General features: G+C 63.7%; 19 protein-coding genes and 3 pseudogenes. 13 read left to right on the plus strand and 9 right to left on the minus strand.

Annotated elements, in window-relative coordinates; genetic code table 11:
• From Q7T45_RS12050 to Q7T45_RS12065, 4 genes and pseudogenes are all read left to right on the plus strand, one after another.
• Positions 1-159 (plus strand): annotated as a pseudogene (locus tag Q7T45_RS12050) (chemotaxis protein CheW); the annotation flags it as partial.
• 65 nt (positions 160-224) lie between these two features.
• Complete coding sequence (locus Q7T45_RS12055; RefSeq protein WP_304743873.1) at positions 225-590, plus strand: PleD family two-component system response regulator; 366 nt, start codon at positions 225-227, stop codon at positions 588-590.
• 82 nt (positions 591-672) lie between these two features.
• Positions 673-1,863, plus strand: a complete 1,191-nt coding sequence (locus Q7T45_RS12060; protein ID WP_304870960.1) for a chemotaxis response regulator protein-glutamate methylesterase — start codon at positions 673-675, stop codon at positions 1,861-1,863.
• Positions 1,860-2,732, plus strand: coding sequence for a protein-glutamate O-methyltransferase CheR (locus tag Q7T45_RS12065; protein WP_304870962.1), 873 nt, complete (start codon positions 1,860-1,862; stop codon positions 2,730-2,732). The genes Q7T45_RS12060 and Q7T45_RS12065 overlap by 4 nt, the downstream gene beginning before the upstream one ends.
• 14 nt (positions 2,733-2,746) lie before the next feature.
• Here the strand turns inward: Q7T45_RS12065 and Q7T45_RS12070 are convergent, their stop codons facing one another.
• Positions 2,747-3,904, minus strand: coding sequence for a glutathionylspermidine synthase family protein (locus Q7T45_RS12070; protein WP_304870964.1), 1,158 nt, complete (start codon positions 3,902-3,904; stop codon positions 2,747-2,749).
• 479 nt (positions 3,905-4,383) lie between these two features.
• Between Q7T45_RS12070 and Q7T45_RS12075 the strand changes: the two genes are divergently transcribed.
• On the plus strand, positions 4,384-7,419 hold the full coding sequence (locus tag Q7T45_RS12075) for a hypothetical protein (protein ID WP_304870966.1): 3,036 nt from the start codon (positions 4,384-4,386) through the stop codon (positions 7,417-7,419).
• Between the two features lie 26 nt (positions 7,420-7,445).
• Positions 7,446-7,790: a hypothetical protein gene (locus Q7T45_RS12080; RefSeq protein WP_304870967.1), complete on the plus strand. Its 345-nt coding sequence runs from the start codon at positions 7,446-7,448 to the stop codon at positions 7,788-7,790.
• An 18-nt stretch (positions 7,791-7,808) separates the two neighbouring features.
• Here Q7T45_RS12080 and Q7T45_RS12085 read toward each other — a convergent pair whose 3' ends face one another.
• The 3 genes from Q7T45_RS12085 to Q7T45_RS12095 form a co-directional block, all read right to left on the minus strand.
• Positions 7,809-8,066: a hypothetical protein gene (locus Q7T45_RS12085; RefSeq protein WP_304870969.1), complete on the minus strand. Its 258-nt coding sequence runs from the start codon at positions 8,064-8,066 to the stop codon at positions 7,809-7,811.
• A 148-nt stretch (positions 8,067-8,214) separates the two neighbouring features.
• On the minus strand, positions 8,215-8,613 hold the full coding sequence (locus Q7T45_RS12090) for a hypothetical protein (protein ID WP_304870971.1): 399 nt from the start codon (positions 8,611-8,613) through the stop codon (positions 8,215-8,217).
• A 1-nt stretch (position 8,614) separates the two neighbouring features.
• Positions 8,615-9,019 carry a DUF350 domain-containing protein gene (locus tag Q7T45_RS12095; RefSeq protein WP_304870972.1) on the minus strand — a complete coding sequence of 135 codons (405 nt, stop codon included), beginning with the start codon at positions 9,017-9,019 and terminating at the stop codon, positions 8,615-8,617.
• Positions 9,020-9,256: 237 nt separating this feature from the next.
• Here Q7T45_RS12095 and Q7T45_RS12100 point away from each other — a divergent pair, with 237 nt between their 5' ends.
• Positions 9,257-10,879, plus strand: coding sequence for an ABC-F family ATP-binding cassette domain-containing protein (locus Q7T45_RS12100; protein ID WP_304870974.1), 1,623 nt, complete (start codon positions 9,257-9,259; stop codon positions 10,877-10,879).
• Between the two features lie 17 nt (positions 10,880-10,896).
• Here the strand turns inward: Q7T45_RS12100 and Q7T45_RS12105 are convergent, their stop codons facing one another.
• Genes Q7T45_RS12105 through Q7T45_RS12120 form a run of 4 tightly spaced genes read right to left on the minus strand, consistent with a single transcriptional unit; the run spans position 10,897 to position 13,955 of the window.
• The gene (locus tag Q7T45_RS12105) at positions 10,897-11,760 is read right to left on the minus strand and encodes a TIGR01459 family HAD-type hydrolase (protein ID WP_304870976.1); all 864 of its coding nucleotides are present in this window, start codon (positions 11,758-11,760) and stop codon (positions 10,897-10,899) included.
• A 27-nt stretch (positions 11,761-11,787) separates the two neighbouring features.
• A complete protein-coding gene (locus tag Q7T45_RS12110) occupies positions 11,788-12,648 on the minus strand; it encodes a DUF6671 family protein (protein WP_304870978.1) in 861 nt (286 codons plus the stop codon).
• An 8-nt stretch (positions 12,649-12,656) separates the two neighbouring features.
• Complete coding sequence (locus Q7T45_RS12115) at positions 12,657-12,971, minus strand: transcriptional regulator (protein ID WP_304870979.1); 315 nt, start codon at positions 12,969-12,971, stop codon at positions 12,657-12,659.
• Positions 12,972-12,989: 18 nt separating this feature from the next.
• Positions 12,990-13,955, minus strand: coding sequence for a sodium-dependent bicarbonate transport family permease (locus Q7T45_RS12120; protein WP_304870981.1), 966 nt, complete (start codon positions 13,953-13,955; stop codon positions 12,990-12,992).
• Between the two features lie 131 nt (positions 13,956-14,086).
• Between Q7T45_RS12120 and Q7T45_RS12125 the strand changes: the two genes are divergently transcribed.
• The 5 genes and pseudogenes from Q7T45_RS12125 to Q7T45_RS12145 all read left to right on the plus strand — a co-directional run bounded on the left by Q7T45_RS12125 (position 14,087) and on the right by Q7T45_RS12145 (position 20,878).
• A complete protein-coding gene (locus Q7T45_RS12125) occupies positions 14,087-14,947 on the plus strand; it encodes a LysR substrate-binding domain-containing protein (protein WP_304870983.1) in 861 nt (286 codons plus the stop codon).
• 10 nt (positions 14,948-14,957) lie between these two features.
• A pseudogene (locus Q7T45_RS12130) lies at positions 14,958-15,270 on the plus strand (ABC transporter ATP-binding protein); the annotation flags it as partial.
• A gap of 137 nt (positions 15,271-15,407) precedes the next feature.
• The gene (locus tag Q7T45_RS12135; RefSeq protein ID WP_304870985.1) at positions 15,408-17,204 is read left to right on the plus strand and encodes an adenylate/guanylate cyclase domain-containing protein; all 1,797 of its coding nucleotides are present in this window, start codon (positions 15,408-15,410) and stop codon (positions 17,202-17,204) included.
• Between the two features lie 293 nt (positions 17,205-17,497).
• Positions 17,498-20,314, plus strand: a complete 2,817-nt coding sequence (locus Q7T45_RS12140) for a di-heme-cytochrome C peroxidase (protein WP_304870987.1) — start codon at positions 17,498-17,500, stop codon at positions 20,312-20,314.
• A gap of 159 nt (positions 20,315-20,473) precedes the next feature.
• On the plus strand, positions 20,474-20,878 hold the full coding sequence (locus tag Q7T45_RS12145) for a host attachment protein (RefSeq protein WP_304870989.1): 405 nt from the start codon (positions 20,474-20,476) through the stop codon (positions 20,876-20,878).
• Positions 20,879-21,144: 266 nt separating this feature from the next.
• Here the strand turns inward: Q7T45_RS12145 and ctrA are convergent, their stop codons facing one another.
• A complete protein-coding gene (gene ctrA / locus Q7T45_RS12150) occupies positions 21,145-21,846 on the minus strand; it encodes a response regulator transcription factor CtrA (protein ID WP_007600544.1) in 702 nt (233 codons plus the stop codon).
• Positions 21,847-22,211: 365 nt separating this feature from the next.
• Between ctrA and fliI the strand changes: the two are divergent.
• Positions 22,212-22,979 (plus strand): annotated as a pseudogene (gene fliI / locus Q7T45_RS12155) (flagellum-specific ATP synthase FliI); the annotation flags it as partial.

The raw sequence follows: 22,979 nt of genomic DNA on the forward strand, positions 1-22,979 counted from the left end.
CTCAAGCTCGCCGACGACGGCCGCGAGGAAAACCCCGTCAACCTCGACCCCCGCATGGCCAAGCTCGCCGGCGGCGTGCACCGCCTCGACGGCCAGCTCATGGTCGTGCTCGACGTCGACCGCGTGCTCGAAATCGTGCCCGACATGCTGGCGGCATAAAGACCGGCAAATCCAAGCGGCATTGGAAACGTCCCTTCGGGGATTGGGAAGAAGCAGAGGCCAACATGCGGACATGTCTCGTTGTCGATGACTCCAGCGTCATTCGAAAAGTCGCAAGGCGTATCCTGGAAGGCCTGGACTTCCAGATCATCGAAGCCGAGGACGGCGAGAAGGCGCTCGAAGCCTGCAAGCGCAGCCTGCCCGACGCCATCCTGCTCGACTGGAACATGCCGATCATGGACGGCTACGAGTTCCTCGGCAATCTGCGCCGCATGCCCGGCGGCGACGCGCCCAAGGTGGTGTTCTGCACCACCGAAAACGACGTTGCGCACATCGCGCGCGCGCTTCACGCCGGCGCCAACGAATACATCATGAAGCCGTTCGACAAGGATATCGTGACGGCCAAGTTCCAGGAAGTCGGCCTGATCTGATCTGCGTGTACCGATCCGGCGGCTGAACGGCCCTCGGCGTTAGTGTTTCTATAGTGCCGCGTTCGGCTGTACCTGGTGATGAATGAGTATTGCGTTGGCAAGTTCCTCGACTTCGAATTCGGCGCACCAGGAGCCGCTGCGGGTGATGGTGGTCGACGATTCCGTCGTGATCAGGGGATTGATCTCGCGCTGGATCGCCGCCGAACCGGACATGGTCGTCGCGGCGTCGCTGCGCACCGGCCTTGACGCCGTCAACCAGATCGAGCGCGTCAATCCCGACGTCGCCGTGCTCGATATCGAAATGCCGGAGCTCGACGGCATTTCCGCGCTGCCCCAGTTGCTGGCGAAGAAACGCAACCTGATCATCATCATGGCTTCGACGCTGACCCGCCGTAACGCGGAGATCAGCTTCAAGGCGCTGTCGCTTGGTGCGGCGGACTACATTCCGAAGCCGGAAAGCACCCGGGAAGCCGCCGCCGCCGACATCTTTCACCACGACCTGATCCAGAAGATTCGCTCGCTCGGCGCCAAGGTGCGCCGCACTGCTCCAGCTTCGCCCGCGACAGGCCATCCCCCGACAAGTCCGCCACTGGCGCCGGCGCTGGAGCGATCACGTGAGCCGTTGCCCCGGCCGCCGCAGGCCGCGGTGGCGCAGCCGCCGCTGACGCGCCGGCCGTTCAGCAGCCAGACGCCGCGCGCGCTCCTGATCGGTTCATCGACCGGCGGCCCGCAGGCGTTGATGACGCTGGTCGCCGAGATCGGCGCGGTGATCGACCGCTTTCCGGTGCTGATTACCCAGCACATGCCGCCCACCTTCACGACAATTCTGGCGGAGCATCTGGCGCGCGCAAGCCACCGGCCGGCCCACGAGGCCGTCGATGGAGAAATCGTCAAGGCCGGCACGATCTATCTCGCCCCGGGCGGCCGACATATGCGGGTCGTGCGCCGCGGCACGGATGTCGCGATCGCCCTCGACGATGGACCGCCGGTCAATTTCTGCAAGCCCGCCGTCGATCCCTTGTTCTCCTCCGCGATCGATATCTGGCAGGGCGGCATTCTGGCCGTCGTGCTCACCGGCATGGGTTCGGACGGCATGCGCGGCGGCAAGGAGATTGTCGCGGCCGGTGGCAGCGTGATCGCCCAGGACGAGGCTACGAGCGTGGTGTGGGGAATGCCGGGCGCCGCCGCCAATGCGGGAATTTGCTCGGCCATCCTGCCGCTCAATCAGATCGCGCCGAAACTGGTTCGGGTGTTTTCGGGAGATCGCTCGTGACGCCCCAGGATTACGAGTTCCTGCGCAAGATTCTGAAAGAGCGATCCGGCCTCGATTTGTCTTCCGACAAGCAATATCTGGTCGAGAGCAGATTGATCCCGCTGGCGCGAAGGGTCGGGCTGTCCGGCATCGGCGAACTGGTGCAGAAGCTGAAGGCCGGGACCGAGCCGCTGACATCCGAGGTGGTGGAGGCGATGACCACCAACGAGACATTCTTTTTCCGCGACAAGATTCCGTTCGATCATCTGAAAGAGGCGGTATTGCCGGCGCTGGTGCAGGCCCGCGCCAGCCGCCGCGCCTTGCGGATCTGGTGCGCGGCGTCCTCGACCGGACAGGAGCCGTATTCGATCGCGATGTGCGTGAAGGACGTCGCAGCACTGGCGGGATGGCGCGTCGAGATCGTTGCCACCGACCTGTCGCAGGACGTGCTGGAGAAGTCCAAGGCGGGAATCTACAGCCAGTTCGAGGTGCAGCGTGGCCTGCCTATTCAGATGCTGGTCAAGCACTTCAAGCAAATCGGCGAGCTCTGGCAACTCGATGCCGATATCCGCGGCATGGTGCAGCACCGGCAGCTCAATCTGCTGCAGGACTTCTCCCATCTCGGCACGTTCGACCTGATCTTCTGCCGCAACGTCCTGATCTATTTCGACCAGGACACCAAGGTCGGCATCTTCGAGCGGTTGTCGAGACTACTCGAATCCGATGGCGTGCTGGCGCTGGGGGCGGCCGAATCCGTGGTCGGATTATCCGACGCCTTCAAGCCCTATCCGGAACGCCGCGGGCTTTACCGCCCGAACACGGCCCGCGCGCCGCGCGCCGGTGCTGGTTCCGTGATGCCGCTCCGGGCGGTTGCGTCTGCGACGCGCTGATTGGCTCAACGGGGTCAAATGATCGCGTGCGGCAGGAAGCGCGAGCTGTTGCCGGTGATCGGATTCTCGTCCTCGCGGATCGACAGTCCGCACGAAATGTGGTCGACCAGCCAGCTGCCGAGCACCGGATACTGATCCGAGAAATTCGGCAGTGACGCGAATGCCTGACGGACAAAGCCCTCGGCGCCATACGGCCCTTGCTGCTGCGCCAGCGTCACGCCGCCACTGACCAGCGCGACATTGGCCCCCTCGCGGGAATACAGCGGTTTGCGCACGAAGGAAGCGCCGAGCGAAGCTGCGGCCGGATCGTCCTCGAAATAGGCCGGCAGCAAGTTCGGGTGATGCGGAAACATCTCCCACAGCAGGGGAAGAATGCCCTTGTTGGACAGGATGGCTTTCCATGGCGGCTCGATCCAGCGCGTCGACGTGCCGGCGAGCCGCGCGCCAAACGTATCGTCAAACATCCATTCCCAGGGATAGAGCTTGAAGGCGAGCGCAATCGCGCGATTGTCGAGATCGACGAAGTTGCCGTCGTCGTGCCATCCGATGTCGGCGATATCGATCAGGGTGGTGGCGAGGCCAGCCTGAACAGCGGTGTCCTGGAGATAGGCCAGCGTGCCGGCATCCTCAACATTTTCGACCAGGCCGGTGAGGTGCAAAGGACGTCCCTTGCCAAGCGCTTTCCACGCCTCGATCAGGCGCTCATGAATGGAATTGAACTGGTCGGCACGCGCAGGCGTGATGCGCCGCTCGATCGCCTGTTCCAGCCAGGTCCATTGAAACACCGCCGCCTCGAAGATCGAGGTCGGCGTATCCGCATTATATTCCAGCAGTTTCGCGGGCCCGCGCCCGTCGAAGGCGAGGTCGAGCCGGCCATAAAGGCTGCCCTCGTCATTGTGCCAGCTTGTCGAGATCAGCGGCCAGAACGCCTCAGGTATTTTCAGCCGGCGCAGCATGCGTTCATCGTCGACCGCGCGCCTGACCAGTTCCAGGCACATGGCGTCGATTTCGCCGGTGGGGCCTTCGATCTCGCGCTCGATCTCGTCGAGCGTGAAGGCATAATAAGCCCGCTCGTCCCAGTAACGCTCGCCGTCGATGGTGTGAAACTCGAACCCGGCCTGCTCGGCGGTCAGCCGCCAGTCGTCGCGCTCGGGGCAGGTGATGCGCTGCATGGACGCTAAACCGCGCCGGCGGCGGCAGTACCCATCATGGTCGGGAGCACACGGCGCGGATGTTTCATGTGGCGGACCTGAGCTGTTCGTGAACTGCCGTCAGTCTCCATCATCTGAAGCCAAAGAGGCAAGCAAAAGCCGGCGCTTTCACAGGATCCTGCTGCGATCGGATCGTTGTCTGGCGAGCGCCTTCGTCTCAATGCCAGTGAACCAGCAACGGCCGTTTGCCTCGGCCTCAGATCGTTTCCGAGCGGCAATGTGGCGGCGCCAGGTTTCTCCGGCGCCGACGATTCGTGAGCCGCTCGAGCGCTTTGCGGATGGTTGCGCGAACTCGTTGTCCCGCTGCCGGCCGTCATCGAACATCAAAGCGTCGCGCTTTTGACGCAATTTGTATCGTTGCGCTGGTTGATCTTGATCAATTCAATCTTCCCGCATGAGGATCAAACTAAATCCTCAGTTGCCTCCCGGAGAATTTATCGATGCGCGCGAATGCGATCTCCTCGGCGGTGCGGCAACGCAATCACTCGATCAAACGCCACATAGCGTCTGCGGCAATCGCAGCTGTCTTCGCGGTGCTGTGTTGTGGCGACTATCACGGTGCCGCTTTTGCGCAGGCATCGCCGCCAGCCGACATCGTCGCCAACGGCAATGCGGTGGTGACCGGCTTCTCCGGCGCGCAACCGCCGGTCACGATCGCGCCGGGTGTCGATCCCGCGGACAGGACTTTCATCGATCTGCAAGGGCCGGCCACGCGCGTCTTCGATCTGCAGGCGCCAGGCGCGCCGCCGCAGGCGCAATTGCTGGCGGCGCCAAAGCCTTTCACCGTGACCGCCGGTCAGGTCGGCCAGGTGTTCGGCGTTGCCCTGGATGGCGCCCCCCAGCCGAATGTGTTTGTCGCCGCGACCTCGGTCTATGGGTTGCCGATCGTCGTCCCCGCTGGCGGCGGCCAACCCGTCCGCGTCAAGCAAGGCGCGCCGAACGCTGCCTTCATGGCAGGACTGTTTGGACCGTCACAGCTCGGCGGTGGTCCCGGTTCGATCTGGCGGATTGACGGGACAACCGGCGCGGTCAGCCTGTTCGCCAATGTCGCGCTCGACGGCGCTTCCAATCCCGGTCCCGCGCTCGGCGGCCTCGCTTTTGATTCCGCTTCGAACATGTTGTTCGTCGCCGACCGCGCGACCGGAATGATCCACGCTCTTGATTCCGCCGGCAAGGAACGCGGCCGTTACGATCACGGGGTCCAGGGGCGCGGTGCGGCGGGCCTGCCACCTGTTCCCTACGATCCCGCCGGCCGTCTCGACATTTCCAACCCGAAATTCCGCACCGGCGATCCCCTCACCTGGGGCTATGCCGCCTCGCCGCGATTGATCTTCGGCCTCGGCGTGCGCAATGGCCGTCTCTATTATGCCGTCGCCAGGGACTTGCAGATCTGGTCGGTGGCGATCGCGCCGGAGTTCGGCGCCGATCCGCGCCTCGAACTCAGCGTCGCACCCGGACCGGGGCCGAGCGAAATCTCCAGAATCACCTTCGACGATCAGGGCCGCATGCTGCTCGCCGAGCGCGCGGCTCCCAGCGGCGCCGCCGACTTCATGGCCCTGACCGTCGAGGCGACCGGCCGCGTGCTGCGCTATCTGCCGGTGGCTCCGGGCACAGCCGGGCCGCAATGGCAGCCGCAATCGGATGAATATGCGATCGGTTTCGCGCGGCAGATGCGCAACGGCAACGGCGGCGTTGCCGTCGGTTTCGGTTACGACGAACAGGGTCGCATCGATCGCGCCGCCTGCGGCCAGTTCCTTTGGTCGACCGGCGAACAATTGCGCAGCGCGATTGATCCCGCCCTCGCGGCGATGCTTGCCCAGGGCGGCCCGGCCGAAGTGAACGGCCTGCAGGGCAACGAGATCACCGCCGTCGTGCCGGCCAATGTGCCGCCGCTGCGAAGTTACTTTGCGGATTACGACGACCAGTTCGGGGATCCCGCAGCGCGCGGTCGTATCGGCGACATCGCCATTCTGCGCATCTGCGGCCAGACCGGATTCAATCTGCCGGGCTGGTACCGGCCGCGCGCCGAACTGATGCCGGGATTTTTCTGGTATCGCCTGCACGGCAAGAAGCCGCCGATGCTCGATTGCCCGCCCGGTTCAGGCAATCAGTGCGCCTGTCCGCCCGGCACGACGCAGCAGCCCGGCTTCCAGTGCTGCCCGATGATGACGTTCCTCGGACCGAACGGCCAGTGCCAGTCGCCTTGTCCGGATGGATCGGTTGATCCGGCCCACATCGAGGCTTGTCTGTCAGGCTTCGACCCGAGCAAGCCGATGGGGCCCGATCCGTCGACATGGACGTGCCTGGATGGTTCGAAGCCGGTCCAGGACGCCAACGGCTGGCATTGTCCCACTTACAAGTGGCCGGTCTGCCCGTCCGGATTTGAGCCCGACCCGAACAGCGCCATCGGCTGCAAGCCGACGCCTGCCTTGATCGACTGCAACAAGAACAGCAACGGCTTGAAGCAGATCGGCCTCGACGGCAGCTGCCAGAGTTTATGTCCCAGCGGTCAATGGGGATTCGCGGCGAATCAGTGCTGCCCTGACGGCACGCTGCCCGGTCCTGACGGCAAATGCGACAAGCCAAAGCTGCCATTCTGTCCGCCCGAACAGTTGTCGTCGAAAGGGATTTGCTGCGAACCGGGGTCCAAGCCGCAGCCCGACGGCAGTTGCTATCCGATGAAGAAGCCATGTCCGCCGGAGCAGTTGTCATCGAAGGGCATCTGCTGCCCGGTCGGCACGACGCCGCAGCCGGATGGTAGCTGCAAGCAGGGGTATCTGACGCCTTGCCCGCCACCCGGGAAATTGTCCTCCACTGGCAAATGCTGCCCGGTCGGCACGACGCCGCAACCGGATGGGAGCTGCAGCCCGCTCAAAGTTGAGTGCAAGATCGAACAGGCGACGCCGAACGGCACCTGCTGCCCACCCGGGACCAAGCCGCAGAGCGACAATACGTGTGGTTCAGTGGTCGGCTGCCCGCCCGGAACGACCGCCGATCCGCTCACCGGTCAGTGTTGCCCGCCTGCGAGCGCGGTAGCGGGCGCTGCTTGCAGCTGTCCGCAAGGGCAATTCCCTGTCGACGGGAAATGCGTCACGAACGCAGCGCCGATCAAGCAGCCGGACGCCTGCTTCACCGGCTACGTGAAACTGCCGAACGGCTCGTGCTGCCTCGCGGCCCAGGCGACGGCCGGCGGGCAATGCTGTCCGGCCGGACAGAAACCTGACGCCGACAAGCGCAAATGCGTGCCGGCGGGCGGCGCGACATTCGTGCCCGGCACCACCATTGTCCCGGCGCCGGTCATCCTTCCGCGCGGCAAACGAGGCGGCCGGGAGTTTGTCCCGCCACCGCCGCCGCCACGGATCGTGGTTCGGCCGCCGCCGCCGAAGCGGTTCGGCCCACCGAAGCGCTTTACGCCGAAGCCCGTTATTCGGCCTCGTCCAGTCCCGCCGCCCATCCGGCGGCAGCTGGATCGGTGATGTCAGTTCTGTCAGGAGGATCCACGATGCTAGAAAAATTCACACTGGCGACTATCGCCAAGCGATCGGCTTTCGCGATGGCAGGCTTTGTTCTCGCTGCGACAATGGATGTCGCCAGCGCGAGCACCTCGACGGGATCGGCCGGCTACTCGGCCCGGTTCGCGGCGCAACCAGTCAGGCTGGCCGAAGCGGTGGTGACGACCAAGCCGAAGAATGTGAAGAAGACGAAGGTGCGAGGATCAGGAAAGACCTGGCTCAATCCGCAGCCCGACCCGCCGATGGGCCCCGCCAAGGTCGACAAGGGCGGAACCTGGCTGAACCCGCAACCGGAACCGCCGCGGCCGGTGACGGGCAGCAAGAAATTGAACTAAATTCTCGCGTCGCGCCGCTCAGTTGTTCGGCCGAGGTTGCTTGTTGGGCTTCACCGTCGGTACGTTCTTCTTGTGAATCTCCGCCTTGCCGCCCCACGTCGGACTGCCGGGCTGGTTCACGCAGCGGCAGGGCATCGGGACCGCTTGCGGACGATCCTTCGGCGGCGGCTGGCATTCCCGGACCATCGGAAACGGGCAGGATGCGGCCAATGCCGGAACGGCAGATGGCAACAGCGTGAAGACTGACAGCGTCAAAGCAAGTGTCGCGCGTCGCATGGCCGTTCTCCTTGAGCCAACCCCGAAGTCGAACATACATCGCCGGCATGATCTGAATTTGATGTGCCTCAATCGGCAGCGGCACATCGCACCGACGCGTGCAGGCAGATCGTCTCACCGCATCGTGCGGTACGAAATATCGTCGCGATCAGCCGCCGCCGGAAAAATGCGAGGTGAAGGCATGCGCGACGCCGCCGAAGCCGCCACGCGTGACATGGCCCGAACTGGAATCGGACGGCGTGCCTGATGACGCATGGTTCGATGAGGAACCGCCGCTGTAATAACTGCTGCGCGACGATGAAGAACTGTGACCGCCGCTCGACGATCCGCGCGGCCGGCATTCGCTGTTGCTCTGTTGCCCCGAGGGTGCTGCCATTCCCGGCCGGTTCGGTTCGCAATTCTCGCTCGGCATCATCGCATAGGCGCCGCCGCCGACCGCCAGCGTGCCCATCAGCAGCAGCGCTACCTGGCCGCGCTTGACCGGCTGAGCCGGCCGGATCGCAACCGGCTTGCGCGTCCCGAATTCGCTGGTGGGTTTATCGGCCATCTCAGTAAATCATCGACGCGGCGTTGAGCGCGCCGGCCGCGAGCGAGGCCAGCCCGAGCCAGATCGCGGGCGCGAGTTCGCCGCCGGCGATTCGCGCCGACAGGTTCGGCACTGGAATCCTGACGATGAAATAGACCGAGATCTGAACGATCAGCGCGATCGAGCTCCAGATCAGGCAATCCACCACATTGGCGGAGTGCGCGATGGCACTGACCACCGGCAGCACGAAACCGAGCAGGCTGAGGCCCAGCGCAATCGCGGCCGACGGCACGTTGTCGCGGATCAGCTGGAATTCATCGTGATGGGTGACGCGGGTATAGACGAAGAGGAAGGCGACCACGGCGACCAGGCCAGTGCAGAAATATACCAGAAACGCCGGCAAACCGGCGAGTGATTGCAGAATCATCCAGGGCGCCCTTGTTCGTCCGATCGCAGGGTTGCACGGTTGGTTGGTCGCCGCACGCGGGGCCGCCGTTCAATCCCCAAACAAGAACCCGCTCATTTGGGCGATCCAGGCTGGCAGCCGCTGAGCCCCCTTTTCGCGGGCCGGAGAACGGGCAGCTGGCTAGCCCAAAACCCCCTTCCTTGGCCGCCCCCCATGGCCTAAGAGCAGCGCAACAATTCCCCCATTCCCCAGGTAAAAATGATCCGCCTCGACAACATTTCCAAGCAGAATGGCCACCAGATCCTGTTCATCGAGGCCTCCGCGGCGCTCCAGAGGGGCGAGAAGGTCGGCCTCGTCGGTCCCAACGGGTCCGGCAAGACCACGCTGTTCCGGATGATCACCGGTCAGGAGAGCCCCGACGAAGGCCAGGTCGCGGTCGATCGCGGCGTCACCATCGGTTATTTCAGCCAGGATGTCGGCGAAATGGCCGGCCGCAGCGCCGTGGCCGAGGTGATGGACGGCGCCGGCCCCGTCAGCAGCGTCGCGGCCGAGTTGAAGGAGCTCGAGACCGCGATGGGCGATCCCGACCGCGCCGACGAGATGGAAGAGATCATCGAGCGCTACGGCGAGGTGCAGGGCCGGTTCGAGGAACTGGACGGCTATGCGCTGGAGGGGCGCGCGCGCGAAGTGCTCGCAGGCTTAAGCTTCAGCCAGGAAATGATGGAGGGCGACGTCGGCGCGCTGTCGGGCGGCTGGAAGATGCGCGTGGCGCTGGCGCGTATTCTTCTGATGCGTCCCGACGCCATGCTGCTGGACGAGCCGAGCAACCATCTGGACCTCGAGAGCCTGATCTGGCTGGAGAATTTTCTGCGCGGTTATGACGGCTTGCTGCTGATGACCTCGCATGACCGCGAGTTCATGAACCGCATCGTCAACAAGATCGTCGAGATCGATGGCGGTTCGCTGACGAGCTATTCCGGCGACTATGAATTCTACGAGCAGCAGCGCGCGCTGAGCGAAAAGCAGCAGCAGGCCCAGTTCGAGCGGCAGCAGGCGATGCTCGCCAAGGAAATCAATTTCATCGAACGCTTCAAGGCGCGCGCCTCGCACGCGGCGCAGGTGCAGAGCCGGGTCAAGAAGCTGGAGAAGATCGAGCGGGTCGAGCCGCCGCGGCGTCGCCAGACGGTGGCGTTCGATTTCCTGCCGGCGCCGCGCTCGGGCGAAGACGTGGTCAGCCTGAAAAAGGTGCAGAAGGGCTATGGCAGCCGCAACATCTATGACGGGCTGGATTTCCAGGTGCGCCGCCGGGAGCGCTGGTGCGTGATGGGGATCAACGGCGCCGGCAAGTCGACGCTGCTCAAGCTGGTGGCGGGTTCCACGGAGCCCGATGACGGCACGGTCGCCGTCGGCGGCAGCGTCAAGATGGGCTACTTCGCCCAGCACGCCATGGACCTGCTGGATGGCGAGCGCACGGTGTTCGAGTGGCTGGAAGATTCGTTTCCGCAGGCCGGGCAGGGCTCCTTGCGTGCGCTGGCCGGCTGCTTCGGCTTCTCCGGCGACGACGTCGAGAAGAAATGCCGGGTGCTGTCGGGCGGCGAGAAGGCGCGGCTGGTGATGGCGCAGATGCTGTTCGACCCGCCGAACTTCCTGGTGCTGGACGAGCCCACCAACCATCTGGACATGGCGACCAAGGAGATGCTGATCAACGCGTTGTCCGAGTTCGAGGGCACCATGCTGTTCGTGTCACATGACCGTCACTTCCTGGCCGCCTTGTCGAACCGGGTGCTGGAACTGACGCCGGAGGGAATTCACCAATACGGCGGCGGCTACACGGAGTACGTGGCGCGTACCGGCCAGGAGGCGCCGGGCCTGCGGAGCTGAGGCGGAAGGGCGAATGGTCAGCGAGCCCGGGATTCCCAGAGCAAGCCGGGCAACACGAAGTCGGCGATCGCACCGTGCCTTGCCGCTTCCTTGTGCAATTGATCATCGCTCAATTGAGCGGACAAGCCGGTGAGCACCAGCGCCGTGGGCAGGCCTGCGTTTTGTCCGCCGCGGATGTCATGTTCGATGCTGTCGCCGATCGCCAGCGTTCGCGCAGTCTTGCTCCGAGGATAGCGCTTTCTCGCCGCGGCATAGATCGCCGGATACGGTTTGCCCACAAAGGTCACTTTTCCGCCGAGTTCGCGATAGAGCGAAGCGATCTCGCCCGCGCTCGGTTGTAGGCCGGCGGCCGTCAGCATCATCCGGTCCGGATTGCAGCATAGGGCCGGAACGTTGCAAACCGCCGCCGCGGCGAGTGAGTCCCGGTATTGTGCGAGCGAAAACCTCGGCGCCCGGCTCGCGGCAATCAGGATGAAGTCCGCGGCGGCGGAATCCTCGACCGGCACCAGCCCGATCTCGTCGAGGCGATAATCATGGTCGTCGTGACCGACCAGAAACACCCTGCTTCCCGGCACGAAGGGAGGACCGAAGGTCCGATCGAGGATGCCCTGCCACGCCACTTCGCCTGAGGTCACGACATGGTCAAACGACGCGCCCGGGAAACCGAACTCCAGCAGCCTCGAAATATTTGCGGTCGCGCGCTTGCCGGAATTCGACAGCAGCACCACGCTCTTTCCCTTCGCCTTCAAATTCTTCAGGCATTCGATGGCGCCGTCATAAGGTTTGACGCCGTCATGCAGCACTCCGAACTGATCGATCAGGAAGAGATCGAAAGATTCGGTTATCGCGCCCAGACCGTCAATCGACCGATAGTCACCCATTTGAAGTCATCCTCCAGAGGTCCGAGTTCAGGGGTTGCAATGTTCGCACTGCCCGGGATCGGCGGTCTGCGGCGACCGCTCCATTTTTATCTGTTGCTCGAATCCGCATCTTGAACAGCGTTTCAACTCCAGCGCGGCAAGCTGCGTGGGTTCGCCGCACCATGCGCAGGGCAGGCCGCCGATGATTGACGTTGCGCCAAATCCGGGAACTCCACATCCGGGACAGCGCGTCGCAAGCCGATCGGCCAGGCGAACCGACAGTGCCCGTATCGCAGCCATTCTGGTCGGGTTCACGTGAGCGCGCATGTCGGCCACGACCAGCGCCAGCCCGCCACGCGACATGCCGGAGGCATGTTGAATGGCCTTGGCAAGTTCGGCCGCACTACTTATTCCTTTGGCGAGTTCCCGGCTGCCGGTGACTCCGGCCGGGGCTACAGCAACGGCATGGGACGGAAAGCCGACGCCGGCGAGAAAATCCCGAAGGTCGTCGCCCGGACGGCATTCGCGGCTTTGATAGTTGGTCCGGTGGGTCACCATCGTCTCGTGAATCTCGAAGCCGTGCCTTCTATCCGAGAACAGCAGCAATTCCCGGCCAGCGGCGACGAACGGCAAGGAGGGATGCGGGCCGAAACTTCCTTCGCTGCCGATACCGAAAGGCAATCCGGTTGCTTCGATGGCGGCCTGCGCCTTGGCCCGCGCGGCATCAAGCATCGACCCCTGACGGGAGACCTCGCCGGTGAAGGTTCCGAATGTGTCGGTATCTATTCTGGACGGAACGGTGATGACGGCGCCGAGCCGCTGCCTGAACGGTTTGGCGATCGCACGCTCCTTGGCATGCATGGTGGCGATGGCGATGGTTTCATTGTGATAGGGACCAGTGCTTGCCATGATCGCCCTCAGAAGCGTTCCGGCCGCACGACAAGCACATCGGCGATCGTCACGAAGCCGATCCGGTCGCGGATGACCCCGAGCACGGCCTCGATTACCGCGTCGACCTGCGCTGGATCGACGACGCAGAACATCGCAACCATGTTGGCACTGTTGCTGACCTGTCCCTCCGAGGTCCATGCGTTGATCATGCCGCGGCCCTCCAGAATGGGCAGCACGGAATAACCCGGCACGTTCGCCGCATCGAGCTGGTTCGCAAGGGTCCGCGTCAGCGGCGCCTCCACCACGATATCGATGCGTTTCTTCAAATGGTATTTTGTCATCGGATGATTGGCCCTCGATCAATGAGCGATCCGGCTGGCGATCGCGATGTAGAGGGGGATGCCGACCAGCAGATTGAACGGAAAGGTCACCCCAAGCGACAGCGTCAGGGCGAGCGCGGGATTGGCGGCCGGCAGCGCGAGCCGCATCGCCGCCGGAGCCGCGATATACGACGCCGATGCCGCCAGCGTGATCAGGACCGCCGCATTTCCCGCGGACATGCCGATCAGCGCGGCGGCAACGGCGGCAAGGCTTGCGCTGATCAGCGGCATGATCACTGCAAAGGACGTCACCGCGAGCGTCAGATGCCGCCAGCCCTGTTTGAGGCCGCGCCCGGCCACCAGGCCCATGTCGAGCAGAAAAAGGCAGAGGAAACCGGCGAAGGGATCGAGGATGAACGGCTTCAGCAGCGCCAGTCCGCGCTCGCCCGTGATCGCGCCGATCGCGAAGGACCCGAGCAGGATAAAGATCGAGCCGTTGAAGGCGACCTCGCGGAAAAATTCGCTTCGGCCGCGGTGCGCGGTTTCACCGCGATTGGCGATCAGCAGCGCTGCGAAAATGGCCGGCGTTTCCATCGCGGCCGCGACGGCAACGAGATAGCCGTCATAGGGCACGGACAATTGGCCCAGCATTCCGGTCACGGCGACGAAGGTTACCGCCGAGATGGAGCCGTAATGGCCGGCGATCGCCGCCGCGTCCACTGATCCCAGCCTGGTCGCGGCCCGCAGGATGGCGTAAGCGACGAACGGAGTGCCAAACGAGAGCGCCACCCCTGCCGCGACGGCCGTCAGCAGCGGTGCCGTCAGGCCGTGGTGGCTGACCTCGGCGCCGCCGCGAAAGCCGATCGAAAGCAGCAGATAGAGCGCGAGAAACTTGGCAATCGACTCGGGGATCGTGAGGTCCGACCTTGCCCACGCGGCCAGCAGCCCGAGAACGAAGAAAAGCACCATCGGCGACAGCAGGTTTTGCAGGGCCAGGCTCAGCATCAGGTCCACCGGTTCCGTGCGTCTTCCCGGACGCGGCCAACGAATTGATCGGTCCTACGGGCTTTCCCAGCTTCTCGGAAATTGATAATGGCTAGTTCTATGATTAAAAATATCAATGATGAAAGAGCGGCATGCCCAAGGTGCTGACCAATCTCGACCTCGACCTCGTCAGAACGTTCGTGACCATTGCCGGCACCGGCAATTTCACCCGCGCCGCCGAGACGATGCGGCGTCAGCAGTCGACCATCTCGCTGCAGGTACAGCGGCTCGAAAGCGCGCTGGGCCAGAAGCTGATCGAACGAACCCCGCGCTCGGTCAGGCTGACGTCCGAGGGCGAAACCTTTCTCGGCTACGCCCGACGGCTGCTCGACCTCAACGATGAAGTGGTGTCCCGGGTCAACGAGCCCAACATGCACGGCATCGTGCGGCTCGGCACGCCCGAGGACTTCGCGACCCGGCATTTGCCGGAGGTGCTGGCGCGCTTTACGCAAGCCTATCCGGCGGTGGCGCTCGAGGTCACCTGCGATCTCACCCTGAATCTGCTCGAACGCTTTCGCAAAGGCTCCTTCGATCTGGCGCTGATCAAGCGGGAGCGGGCCGCGTCGGAGCCGGGCGGCATCAGGGTGTGGCGCGAGCCTCTTGTCTGGGTCACCGCCGATCGCGATTTCTGGTCGGTCAAAGGCCCGCTGCCCCTGGTGGTTTCACCGACGCCGTGTGTCTATCGGAAGCGAGCGACCGAGGCGCTGGACAAAGCTCATCGTGCCTGGCGAATTGCCTACACCTGTGGCTCGCTCGCGGGATCGCTCGCGGCCGTCAAGGCCGGCCTCGGGGTAACTGTACTGCCGAAAGACATGGTTCCGGCCGGCCTGCACGTCATCGATGGCCGACCGCTGCCGGACCTGAAGGACACCGAAATTGCGTTGCTGCATCGGGAGCGGCTGCCGGTTCCCGCGCGCCGCCTGATGGAGCATGTCATAAAATGTCTGGGATGAGATCCGAATAGCCACGGAACCCGATGATGGCACGGTCGCCGCCGGCGGCAGCGTAAAGATGGACTGCTTCGCCCGGCACGCCAGGGGCCGATTGGGTGGCGAGCGCTGGGTCACCAGCCCTCTGGACATGGCGACCAGGGAGATGCGGAGCGACCCGTTGTCCGAATTCGAGGGCACCGCGCGATTGGTGTCATAAGGCGGGCATTTTCTGGCTGCATTGTCCAACCGGGATCTGGAACTGACACCGGACGGAATTCACCAGTACGCGGCGGCTACACCCGGTATGTGGGCGCACCGGCCAGGAGACGTCGACGTTGAGGAGCTACGCGCAAAGCGGCAACACTGTTCTAACCGTCATGCACATGCGATCTGGCGTCCGGCGGCAACTGGTGGTTTATAGTGGTTGGATTCGGTCGGCAGACCACGTCCCTTAAAGGCTGCGGGTTCAGGGGCACGAGAGATGGAAAGACGCCTGTCTGCAATCGTCTGCGCCGACGTCGCAGGTTACTCGCGGATGATGGGCACCGACGAGGCCGGTACCCACGCCGCGTTCAAGGCGCACCGAAGCGCGGTCTATCCGGTCATCCTCAATCATGGCGGCCGGCTGGTGAAGAACACCGGTGACGGTTTCCTGCTGGAATTTCCCAGTGTCGTGGGCGCGATCGAGTCGGCGATCGGGATGCAGGCGCTGATGGCGGAACGAAACGGCCAGCTGCCCGCGGATCGGGTCATGCAATTCCGTCTCGGCGTCCACATGGGCGACGTGATGGCCGACGAGGACGAGGTGTTCGGGGACGGGGTGAACATCGCCGTCCGCCTCGAGGCGATTGCCGCCCCCGGCGGCGTGGCCGTCTCCGCCAAGGCCTATCATGAGGCCAGCAAGCACCTCAGTACTCCGCTGGCCGACGCAGGCATTCACCGCTTCAAGAACATCGCCGAGCCGGTCCATGTCTGGACCTGGGAACCTGTCAGCTCCGACAGCCCGGGCCGGGAGGCCAGGAGCGCATCGAACCTGCCGGCCCAGCACCGAACCGCGATCGTGGGCGTGCTGCCGTTTGCCAATCTCAGCGACGGCTCCGACGAGTATTTCTCCGACGGGCTGACCGAAGACCTGATTCACGCGCTGTCGCTGCAATCGTTCTATCGGGTGCTGAGCCGGAACTCGACGTTCACCTTCAAGGGCAAGAACCTGAGCACGCGCCTGATCGCGCGCGAAATCGACGCCACCTACCTGATCCAGGGATCGGTGCGGCGTGCCGGAACCAAGATTCGCGTCACCGCCGAACTCATAGCTCCCGAGAACGGCGAGCAATTATGGGCCGGCCGGTACGACAGGGACATCGGCGACCTGTTCGCGATGCAGGATGAAATCACCACCAATTTGTGCGCGGCATTGGCTACCGAGATCTATCGCGCCGAAGCTTCCGCGCCGGCGCGGTCGTCGACGGACCTGACCGCGTGGGACCGGTTCCTGCGCGGGCTTTCGCACTATTACAAGCCGACCAAGGCGGACTACGAAACCTCGATCGGTTTGTTCCGGGAGGCCATCGCGCTGGATCCGGCGCTGTCGATCGCGCGCGCCTATCTCGCCACCATCCTGACGCAGGGCGTGCACTTCGGATGGATCAGGAGTACCAGCGAATTGTGGCGGGAGGCGCTGGATCTCGCGGAAAGCAGTGTCCGGCTTGATCCCCGTTCGTCATTCGCATTTTCAATCCTGTCCTATTTGAATGCGATGGAAGGCAATCACGACGCGGCGATGGATGCCGCACGAAAGGCGGTTGGATTAAACGCCTACGACATGGGCGCGCGTGGCGTGCTTGGAATATGTCATATGATGATCGGCGAACACCGCCAGGCCATCGAACTGTTCTCAGCGGCGGTGCAGCAGGGCAACAGCGACCCCCGATACCAATGGCCTGTGTTCAATGCGTTCAGCCACTATCTGCTCCGGCAGTATGATGCGTCGCTGTCCTGGGCGCGCGAGGCCCTGTACTTGAATCCCAATCACCTCCAGGTGCTCTGCGTGCGCGCGGCGGCGCTTGCGCAACTGGGCCGGACCGAGGAAGCGGTCAAGGCGGTCGAAGTCCTGCTGACCAGCTTTCCCGGCCTGAATGTCGAGCGGCATTTGAGGAATTTCCGCTGGAAGGCCGCGGCCGACACCGCCCATTATCGCGAAGGACTTCTGAAGGCCGGCGTTCCCTTGCGCAACCTGACCCTCGTCGGGTCCGGCTCAAGGATGACGACGAATTCGTAAAGCCGGTTTTGGCGCTGCAGGCGCGGACCCGCGTTCAGCGGGGCGCGCATGGGTTCGATTGCCGCGATCCGGCTGGGACGGTCCGAAAAACCGCCCAATGCCCGCCGCCGGCAGCCGCTTGCCCAAGTCCTCAGTTGTCTCCGGTTGACAGAGGTTCGAATTCCGCCAAAACTCCCCTGCAGCCTAAGGTAGCGCTCCGCCGATAAGTTCGCCTTTTCAAAATGCGGCGAGTCAGTTTGATATTTTAACAGTCGGTACTTTTCAGGATTTCGGTTTTTTCAGGATTGAGCCCCATGGCAGACGACAGCATTGATAAAGTTGCGAGCGGCGCGCCGGCGCCCGGACCCGCGGTTTCGCCCAATAACCCGTGTCCCTTCCTGCGCGCGGTGGTGTCGGAAGGGTTCGTCGGTGGCGACGTCGTGCCGATTCCCAGGATTTGCAAGACCGTCGAGGCCGCCAGCGGCAAGACCGGCCTGCAGAAAAAACTGGTCGGCCTGAAGACCTACCCGGTCGCCCTGATCGCCAATGGCCTCAATCCCGTGCGCCTGCTGAAGAGCTGGTGGTCCGGCGCACAGCTCGACGCGCTGCGCAACGGTCCGCTGGACAAGCATGGCGTCGGCTCGCGCATCCTGGACGCCACCGCCGAGGTGCATGAGAGCGAAATCGCGCGCCTCGCCGATTTCGGCAGCGACTGGCCGGATCCGTGCGGCGGGACCGAGCGCGGGCTGACCGGTAGCCAGATCAAGACCTACATGGACGCGAATTTCGAGCGCGCCAAGGGCCACAGGCGCTGGTTCGACCGGCTGCTGATGAACGGCGAATGGCCGGTCCTGCTGGATATCATGGGCAAGGGCGAGGGCGACAAGCGCTACCTCAGCGTGGCCGAGGTCAGGACGCTGTTCGTCGACCGGCGGCTGCCTGACCGCATCAACGCGCGGCTGGCGGCGCAGCGCAAGCCTTCAAGGGCGGCGGTCGTGTTTGGCAAGCTTGCCAAGGCCGTTTTCGGCATCGCCCTGTTGCTGGGCGCGGCGATCGTGGCGATCGCCGAATTCCCCAATCAGGTCGGCAAGCTGATTCCGCCGCTGGCGCAATTGCTGCCACCATCGCTGCCGAAGCTCGCGCCGGTGAAATCCGCGCACTGGCTCGACCAGAACTGGTCGACCGAGGACCGCCACTGGTTTCACCATGCGAGCCAGGGCACTGCGACATTCCCGGTGCCCTACGCCTGGTTCATGGCGCTGGAGCAGTCGGGCCTTCATTTGTTCACCCGCCCCGGAATGCTGGCGGATCCGCGTTATCTCGAGCGGTTCGGTTTCATTCCGAGTCCGAAGACGGTTAGGGCGGACGCCGAGACCCTTCGCCGCTTCGGTTATGTGAACACCGGTGCCAAGACCATGCCGGCGCCGGAGACCGTGGCCGGCCTGCGGCCGACGCCGGTCGAGAATTTCGACGGCCTGCCGGTCGGGTTCGCGCGTATGACCCCCGTCGTCAATCCCGGCACAGGTCAGCCCTCCCCCGACAGGATCGGGCTGACCTGCGCGGCCTGTCATACCGGCAGCATCCGCTACCAGGACGTCAGCCTGCGCTTCGACGGCGGCGCGGCCATGCTGGAGCTGCGCAAGCTCGAAAGCGCGACCGGCCTGTCCGTCTTGTATACCCTGTACGTGCCGGGCCGGTTCGACCGCTTCGCCACGCGCGTGCTCGGCGCCGAGGCCGGCAAGGAAGAGCGCGACAAGCTCAAGCAGGGTCTCAAGCGTGTCGCCGATTTCCTGAAGGGCCAGATCGACATTGCCGCGAAGACGGAGAAGGCGACGGGTCTGAAAGACACCGCCGAGGGATACGGCCGGCTCGACGCATTGAACCGGATCGGCAATCAGATTTTCTATACCGATCTCGTGGCCAACGGCCTTTCCGGGTTCGAAAAAAACTGGCACGCCAACGATGCCCCGGTCAGCTACCCGCCGGTCTGGACCGTGCCATGGTTCTGGTGGGCGCAGTATGACGCTTCGATCGAACAGCCGCTGATTCGCAACGCCGGCGAGGCGCTCGGCGTTTTCGCGCTGGTCAATCTGTCGCCGGACTATCCGCAGGAGAAGCTCTTCAGTTCGTCCGTTGCACTGGAAAACCTGGTGCGCATCGAAGCGATGTTGCGCGGTCCGGATCCGTTCGGCCGAAATCCGAAGGAGTTCAGCGGCCTGACCTCGCCGAAATGGCCGTCGCATTTGTTTCCCAGCGATGACGCATGGAAAATCAAGCCCGAGCGCGTCGCCAAGGGCCGCGCGCTTTACGCCGCTATCTGCGCCGAGTGTCACCTCGGACCGGTCAGCGATCCCCAGTTCGACGCCGAATTCAAGGACAAGAGTTTCTGGTCCGACAAGCGCTGGACCCAGGATCCGAACGGAAGCTGGGTGTTGAATGAAGTCCAGAAGCAGGTCGCGCATATGGGAACGGACCCCGCGCAGGCCAACGTGCTGCAGACCCGGGAGGTTAGTGTTCCCGGGTTCCTCGACCTGCAGCCGGTGCGCGATCTCGACGAGCGCTGGAAGTGCAAGAACAAGAATCTGGCGACCTACTCCTCGACCAACATGCCGTTCTCGGTCGCGCTGATGATCCTCGTCGACAAGGTCGCCCAGAAATGGATCAAGGACAACAAACTCAGCGATGCGGCGATCAAGGAACTATGGGGCGAACGCAGCAACTGTCCCAACCCGGACGCGTCGAAGGAGAAGCCGCTCTATCGCGCGCGGCCGCTGAACGGCGTCTGGGCGACGGCGCCCTACATTCACAACGGCTCGGTGCCCTCGCTGTACTGGATGCTGAAGCCCGCGGCCGAACGTCCGAAGCAGTTCTGCCTCGGCGCGCGGGATTTCGATCCGCAGGATGTCGGCTTCCGGGTCCCCGCCGGCGGCGACAGTTCCTGCAAGACCGGCGAGACCATGTTCCAGGAGGCCGACAGCAGCGGCAAGCCGATCAACGGCAACAGCGTGATGGGGCATTCGCTGGAGGCCGACAAGGGACAGGACATGAAGACCTACAAGAACGGCGTGATCGGCCGCACGTTGACCGACGACGAGCGCTACGACCTGATCGAGTACCTGAAGACGCTGTGAGGAAAGGGGGCCGCCGCCGCGGTGCGCGCGGCCCCCATTCATGATGGGTGGCCGACCATCATCGGGCGATCAGGACGCCGTCAGCGCGGCACCCAGCCACGGAACTTAGCATCGACTGATCCATTGGTTTGAGGACCCCCTCACACTTTTGGAGAATTCATGCTGTTACCCAAGGGAACGACCGTGGCTGTCGCGGACGGCGAGAAGCTCAATCTCTTCCGCAATACCGGCGATGAAGCCCATCCCGCGCTGACGGCGATGTCTGAGCCGGAAATCGACAGCGTCAACAAGGGCTCGGGCGCAAGCCATCAGAGCAGTTCCGCCAATCCCGATGACAGCCAGTCCGCGGAAGACGGTTTTGCCGGTGGAATCGCCGATATGCTCAACAAGCGGGTGCTCGACGGCGAGATTTCGGATCTCGTCATCATCGCCGCCCCGCGCACCCTCGGCGAGCTTCGCAAGAGCTATCACAAGAAGCTGTCTGACGTGCTTCGCGGCGAAATCTCGAAGGATCTCACCGGTCACACCGTGCACGACATCGAAAAGGCGATCGCCGCCGCATAGACCATTTTCCACTTTGATCCCTTCGAGGCGCATTGCGTTGCGATGCTCTTCTCCCCTCCCTCCACGCGCCCTTGCGCGTGGAGGGGAGGGGGCGGGGGTGGGGGGTAGCGCGGCGTTTGCCGATACAGCGGTCCAAGCCGATAGACCCCCCGACCCCTCCCCACCGCTTCGCGGGTGGAGGGGAGAAAAAACAAAAACCCCGCCATTCGCGGCGGGGTCCAGTCTGGGAGGAGAAAGCCCGGCGGGCTCTCGGTAGAACTCGGTGATCAGGCGGGGATGCGCTCTTCGACCTCATGCGGCTCGCGCAGCACGTAGCCGCGGCCCCAGACGGTCTCGATGAAGTTGCGGCCTTCGGAGGCGTTGGCGAGCTTCTTGCGCAGCTTGCAGATGAAGACGTCGATGATCTTCAGTTCAGGCTCGTCCATGCCGCCATAGAGATGGTTGAGGAACATTTCCTTGGTGAGGGTGGTGCCCTTGCGGAGCGAGAGCAGCTCCAGCATCTGGTATTCCTTGCCGGTCAGATGCACGCGCTGGCCGCCGACTTCCACCGTCTTGGTGTCGAGATTGACCACGAGATCGCCGGTCTGGATCACCGACTGGGCGTGGCCCTTGGAACGGCGCACGATCGCATGGATGCGGGCAACCAGTTCGTCCTTGTGGAAGGGCTTGGTCATGTAGTCGTCGGCGCCGACGCCGAGACCCTTGACCTTGTCCTCGATGCCGGCGAGGCCGGAGAGGATCAGAATGGGGGTTTTGATCTTCGAGACCCGAAGCTGCTTGAGCACGTCGTAACCGGACATGTCGGGCAGGTTGAGGTCGAGAAGGATGATGTCGTAGTCGTATAGTTTGCCGAGATCGACGCCTTCCTCCCCGAGATCCGTCGTATAGACGTTGAAGCTCTCGGATTTGAGCATCAGCTCGATCGACTGCGCAACGGCGCTATCATCTTCTATCAGCAAAACGCGCATGCCAGTCCCCTATAGTCGCCGCTCCGGGCGTCAGGTCGGCCGCACTTGCGGCACTCAAAACGCCTTTGAACAACTGATTCGGATCCTGACGACATATGGTTAACAAAATCTGATTCCGGTCCGCAAGCTCTATCCGTGCAATTTTTGTCGAATCGCCCTAAGATATTGTGGCCAAGTAGATTTTCGCAACCACTCCCGTTCAAGTTCCACATTAAGAGACGGGCCTAACCGACTCCTGCGACTCACCCTTCTTCTGATGGGCAAGCGCTCTCAGTCACCAAAGACAGTGACGCAATGATTAACGATGCGGGTAAACACGAAGTTAAGGGCGCGGCCAAAATGCGCGGAAACTTAAGGTTTTCGCAATGAAGGCGCTCGCCGAACAGATCGGCGACATCGACGGCGTCAATATATATGGCCGGGTGGTCGGCGTTCGCGGCCTGATGGTCGAGATCGCCGGTCCCATCCATGCCATGTCGGTCGGCGCCCGCATCGTGATCGAGACCGGCGGCAATCGCCTGATCCCCGCCGAGGTGATCGGTTTTTCCGGCAACAATGCCGTCGTGATGCCGTTCGCCGGCCTCGAAGGCGTGCGGCGCGGCTGCCGCGCCGTCATCGCCAATGCCGCCAGCCAGGTGCGGCCGTCGGTGGCGTGGCTCGGCCGCGTCATCAACGCGATGGGCGAGCCGATCGATGGCAAGGGACCTTTGCCGCAGGGGCCGTCGCCGATGCCCTATCGCAACTCGCCGCCGCCGGCCCATTCGCGCAAGCGCGTCGGCACGCCGCTCGATCTCGGGGTGCGCTCGCTCAATACCTTCCTGACCTGCTGCCGCGGCCAGCGCATGGGCATCTTCGCCGGCTCCGGCGTCGGCAAGTCGGTGCTGCTGTCGATGCTGGCGCGCAATGTCGATGCCGACATCACCGTGATCGGCCTGGTCGGCGAGCGCGGCCGCGAGGTGCAGGAGTTCCTGCAGGACGACCTCGGCGACGCCGGCCTGGCGCGCTCGGTGGTGGTGGTGGCGACCTCCGACGAGCCCGCTCTGATGCGGCGGCAGGCGGCCTATCTGACCCTGGCGATCTCTGAATACTTCCGCGACGAAGACAAGGACGTGCTGTGCCTGATGGATTCGGTG

Origin of the sequence: Bradyrhizobium sp., from assembly GCF_030646015.1 — a bacterium.
GTDB lineage: Bacteria > Pseudomonadota > Alphaproteobacteria > Rhizobiales > Xanthobacteraceae > Bradyrhizobium.

What these genes read in the sequence shown, in the direction of transcription:
- Q7T45_RS12070 (WP_304870964.1), bottom strand. Translation starts at nt 3,904, where the DNA reads ATGCAGCGCATCACCTGCCCCGAGCGCGACGACTGGCGGCTGACCGCC.
- Q7T45_RS12095 (WP_304870972.1), bottom strand. Translation starts at nt 9,019, where the DNA reads ATGATTCTGCAATCACTCGCCGGTTTGCCGGCGTTTCTGGTATATTTC.
- Q7T45_RS12135 (WP_304870985.1), top strand. Translation starts at nt 15,408, where the DNA reads ATGGAAAGACGCCTGTCTGCAATCGTCTGCGCCGACGTCGCAGGTTAC.
- Q7T45_RS12075 (WP_304870966.1), top strand. Translation starts at nt 4,384, where the DNA reads ATGCGCGCGAATGCGATCTCCTCGGCGGTGCGGCAACGCAATCACTCG.
- Q7T45_RS12120 (WP_304870981.1), bottom strand. Translation starts at nt 13,955, where the DNA reads ATGCTGAGCCTGGCCCTGCAAAACCTGCTGTCGCCGATGGTGCTTTTC.
- Q7T45_RS12145 (WP_304870989.1), top strand. Translation starts at nt 20,474, where the DNA reads ATGCTGTTACCCAAGGGAACGACCGTGGCTGTCGCGGACGGCGAGAAG.
- Q7T45_RS12125 (WP_304870983.1), top strand. Translation starts at nt 14,087, where the DNA reads ATGCCCAAGGTGCTGACCAATCTCGACCTCGACCTCGTCAGAACGTTC.
- Q7T45_RS12110 (WP_304870978.1), bottom strand. Translation starts at nt 12,648, where the DNA reads ATGGCAAGCACTGGTCCCTATCACAATGAAACCATCGCCATCGCCACC.
- Q7T45_RS12105 (WP_304870976.1), bottom strand. Translation starts at nt 11,760, where the DNA reads ATGGGTGACTATCGGTCGATTGACGGTCTGGGCGCGATAACCGAATCT.
- Q7T45_RS12100 (WP_304870974.1), top strand. Translation starts at nt 9,257, where the DNA reads ATGATCCGCCTCGACAACATTTCCAAGCAGAATGGCCACCAGATCCTG.
- Q7T45_RS12055 (WP_304743873.1), top strand. Translation starts at nt 225, where the DNA reads ATGCGGACATGTCTCGTTGTCGATGACTCCAGCGTCATTCGAAAAGTC.
- Q7T45_RS12115 (WP_304870979.1), bottom strand. Translation starts at nt 12,971, where the DNA reads ATGACAAAATACCATTTGAAGAAACGCATCGATATCGTGGTGGAGGCG.
- Q7T45_RS12085 (WP_304870969.1), bottom strand. Translation starts at nt 8,066, where the DNA reads ATGCGACGCGCGACACTTGCTTTGACGCTGTCAGTCTTCACGCTGTTG.
- Q7T45_RS12060 (WP_304870960.1), top strand. Translation starts at nt 673, where the DNA reads ATGAGTATTGCGTTGGCAAGTTCCTCGACTTCGAATTCGGCGCACCAG.
- Q7T45_RS12080 (WP_304870967.1), top strand. Translation starts at nt 7,446, where the DNA reads ATGCTAGAAAAATTCACACTGGCGACTATCGCCAAGCGATCGGCTTTC.
- Q7T45_RS12140 (WP_304870987.1), top strand. Translation starts at nt 17,498, where the DNA reads ATGGCAGACGACAGCATTGATAAAGTTGCGAGCGGCGCGCCGGCGCCC.
- ctrA (WP_007600544.1), bottom strand. Translation starts at nt 21,846, where the DNA reads ATGCGCGTTTTGCTGATAGAAGATGATAGCGCCGTTGCGCAGTCGATC.
- Q7T45_RS12090 (WP_304870971.1), bottom strand. Translation starts at nt 8,613, where the DNA reads ATGGCCGATAAACCCACCAGCGAATTCGGGACGCGCAAGCCGGTTGCG.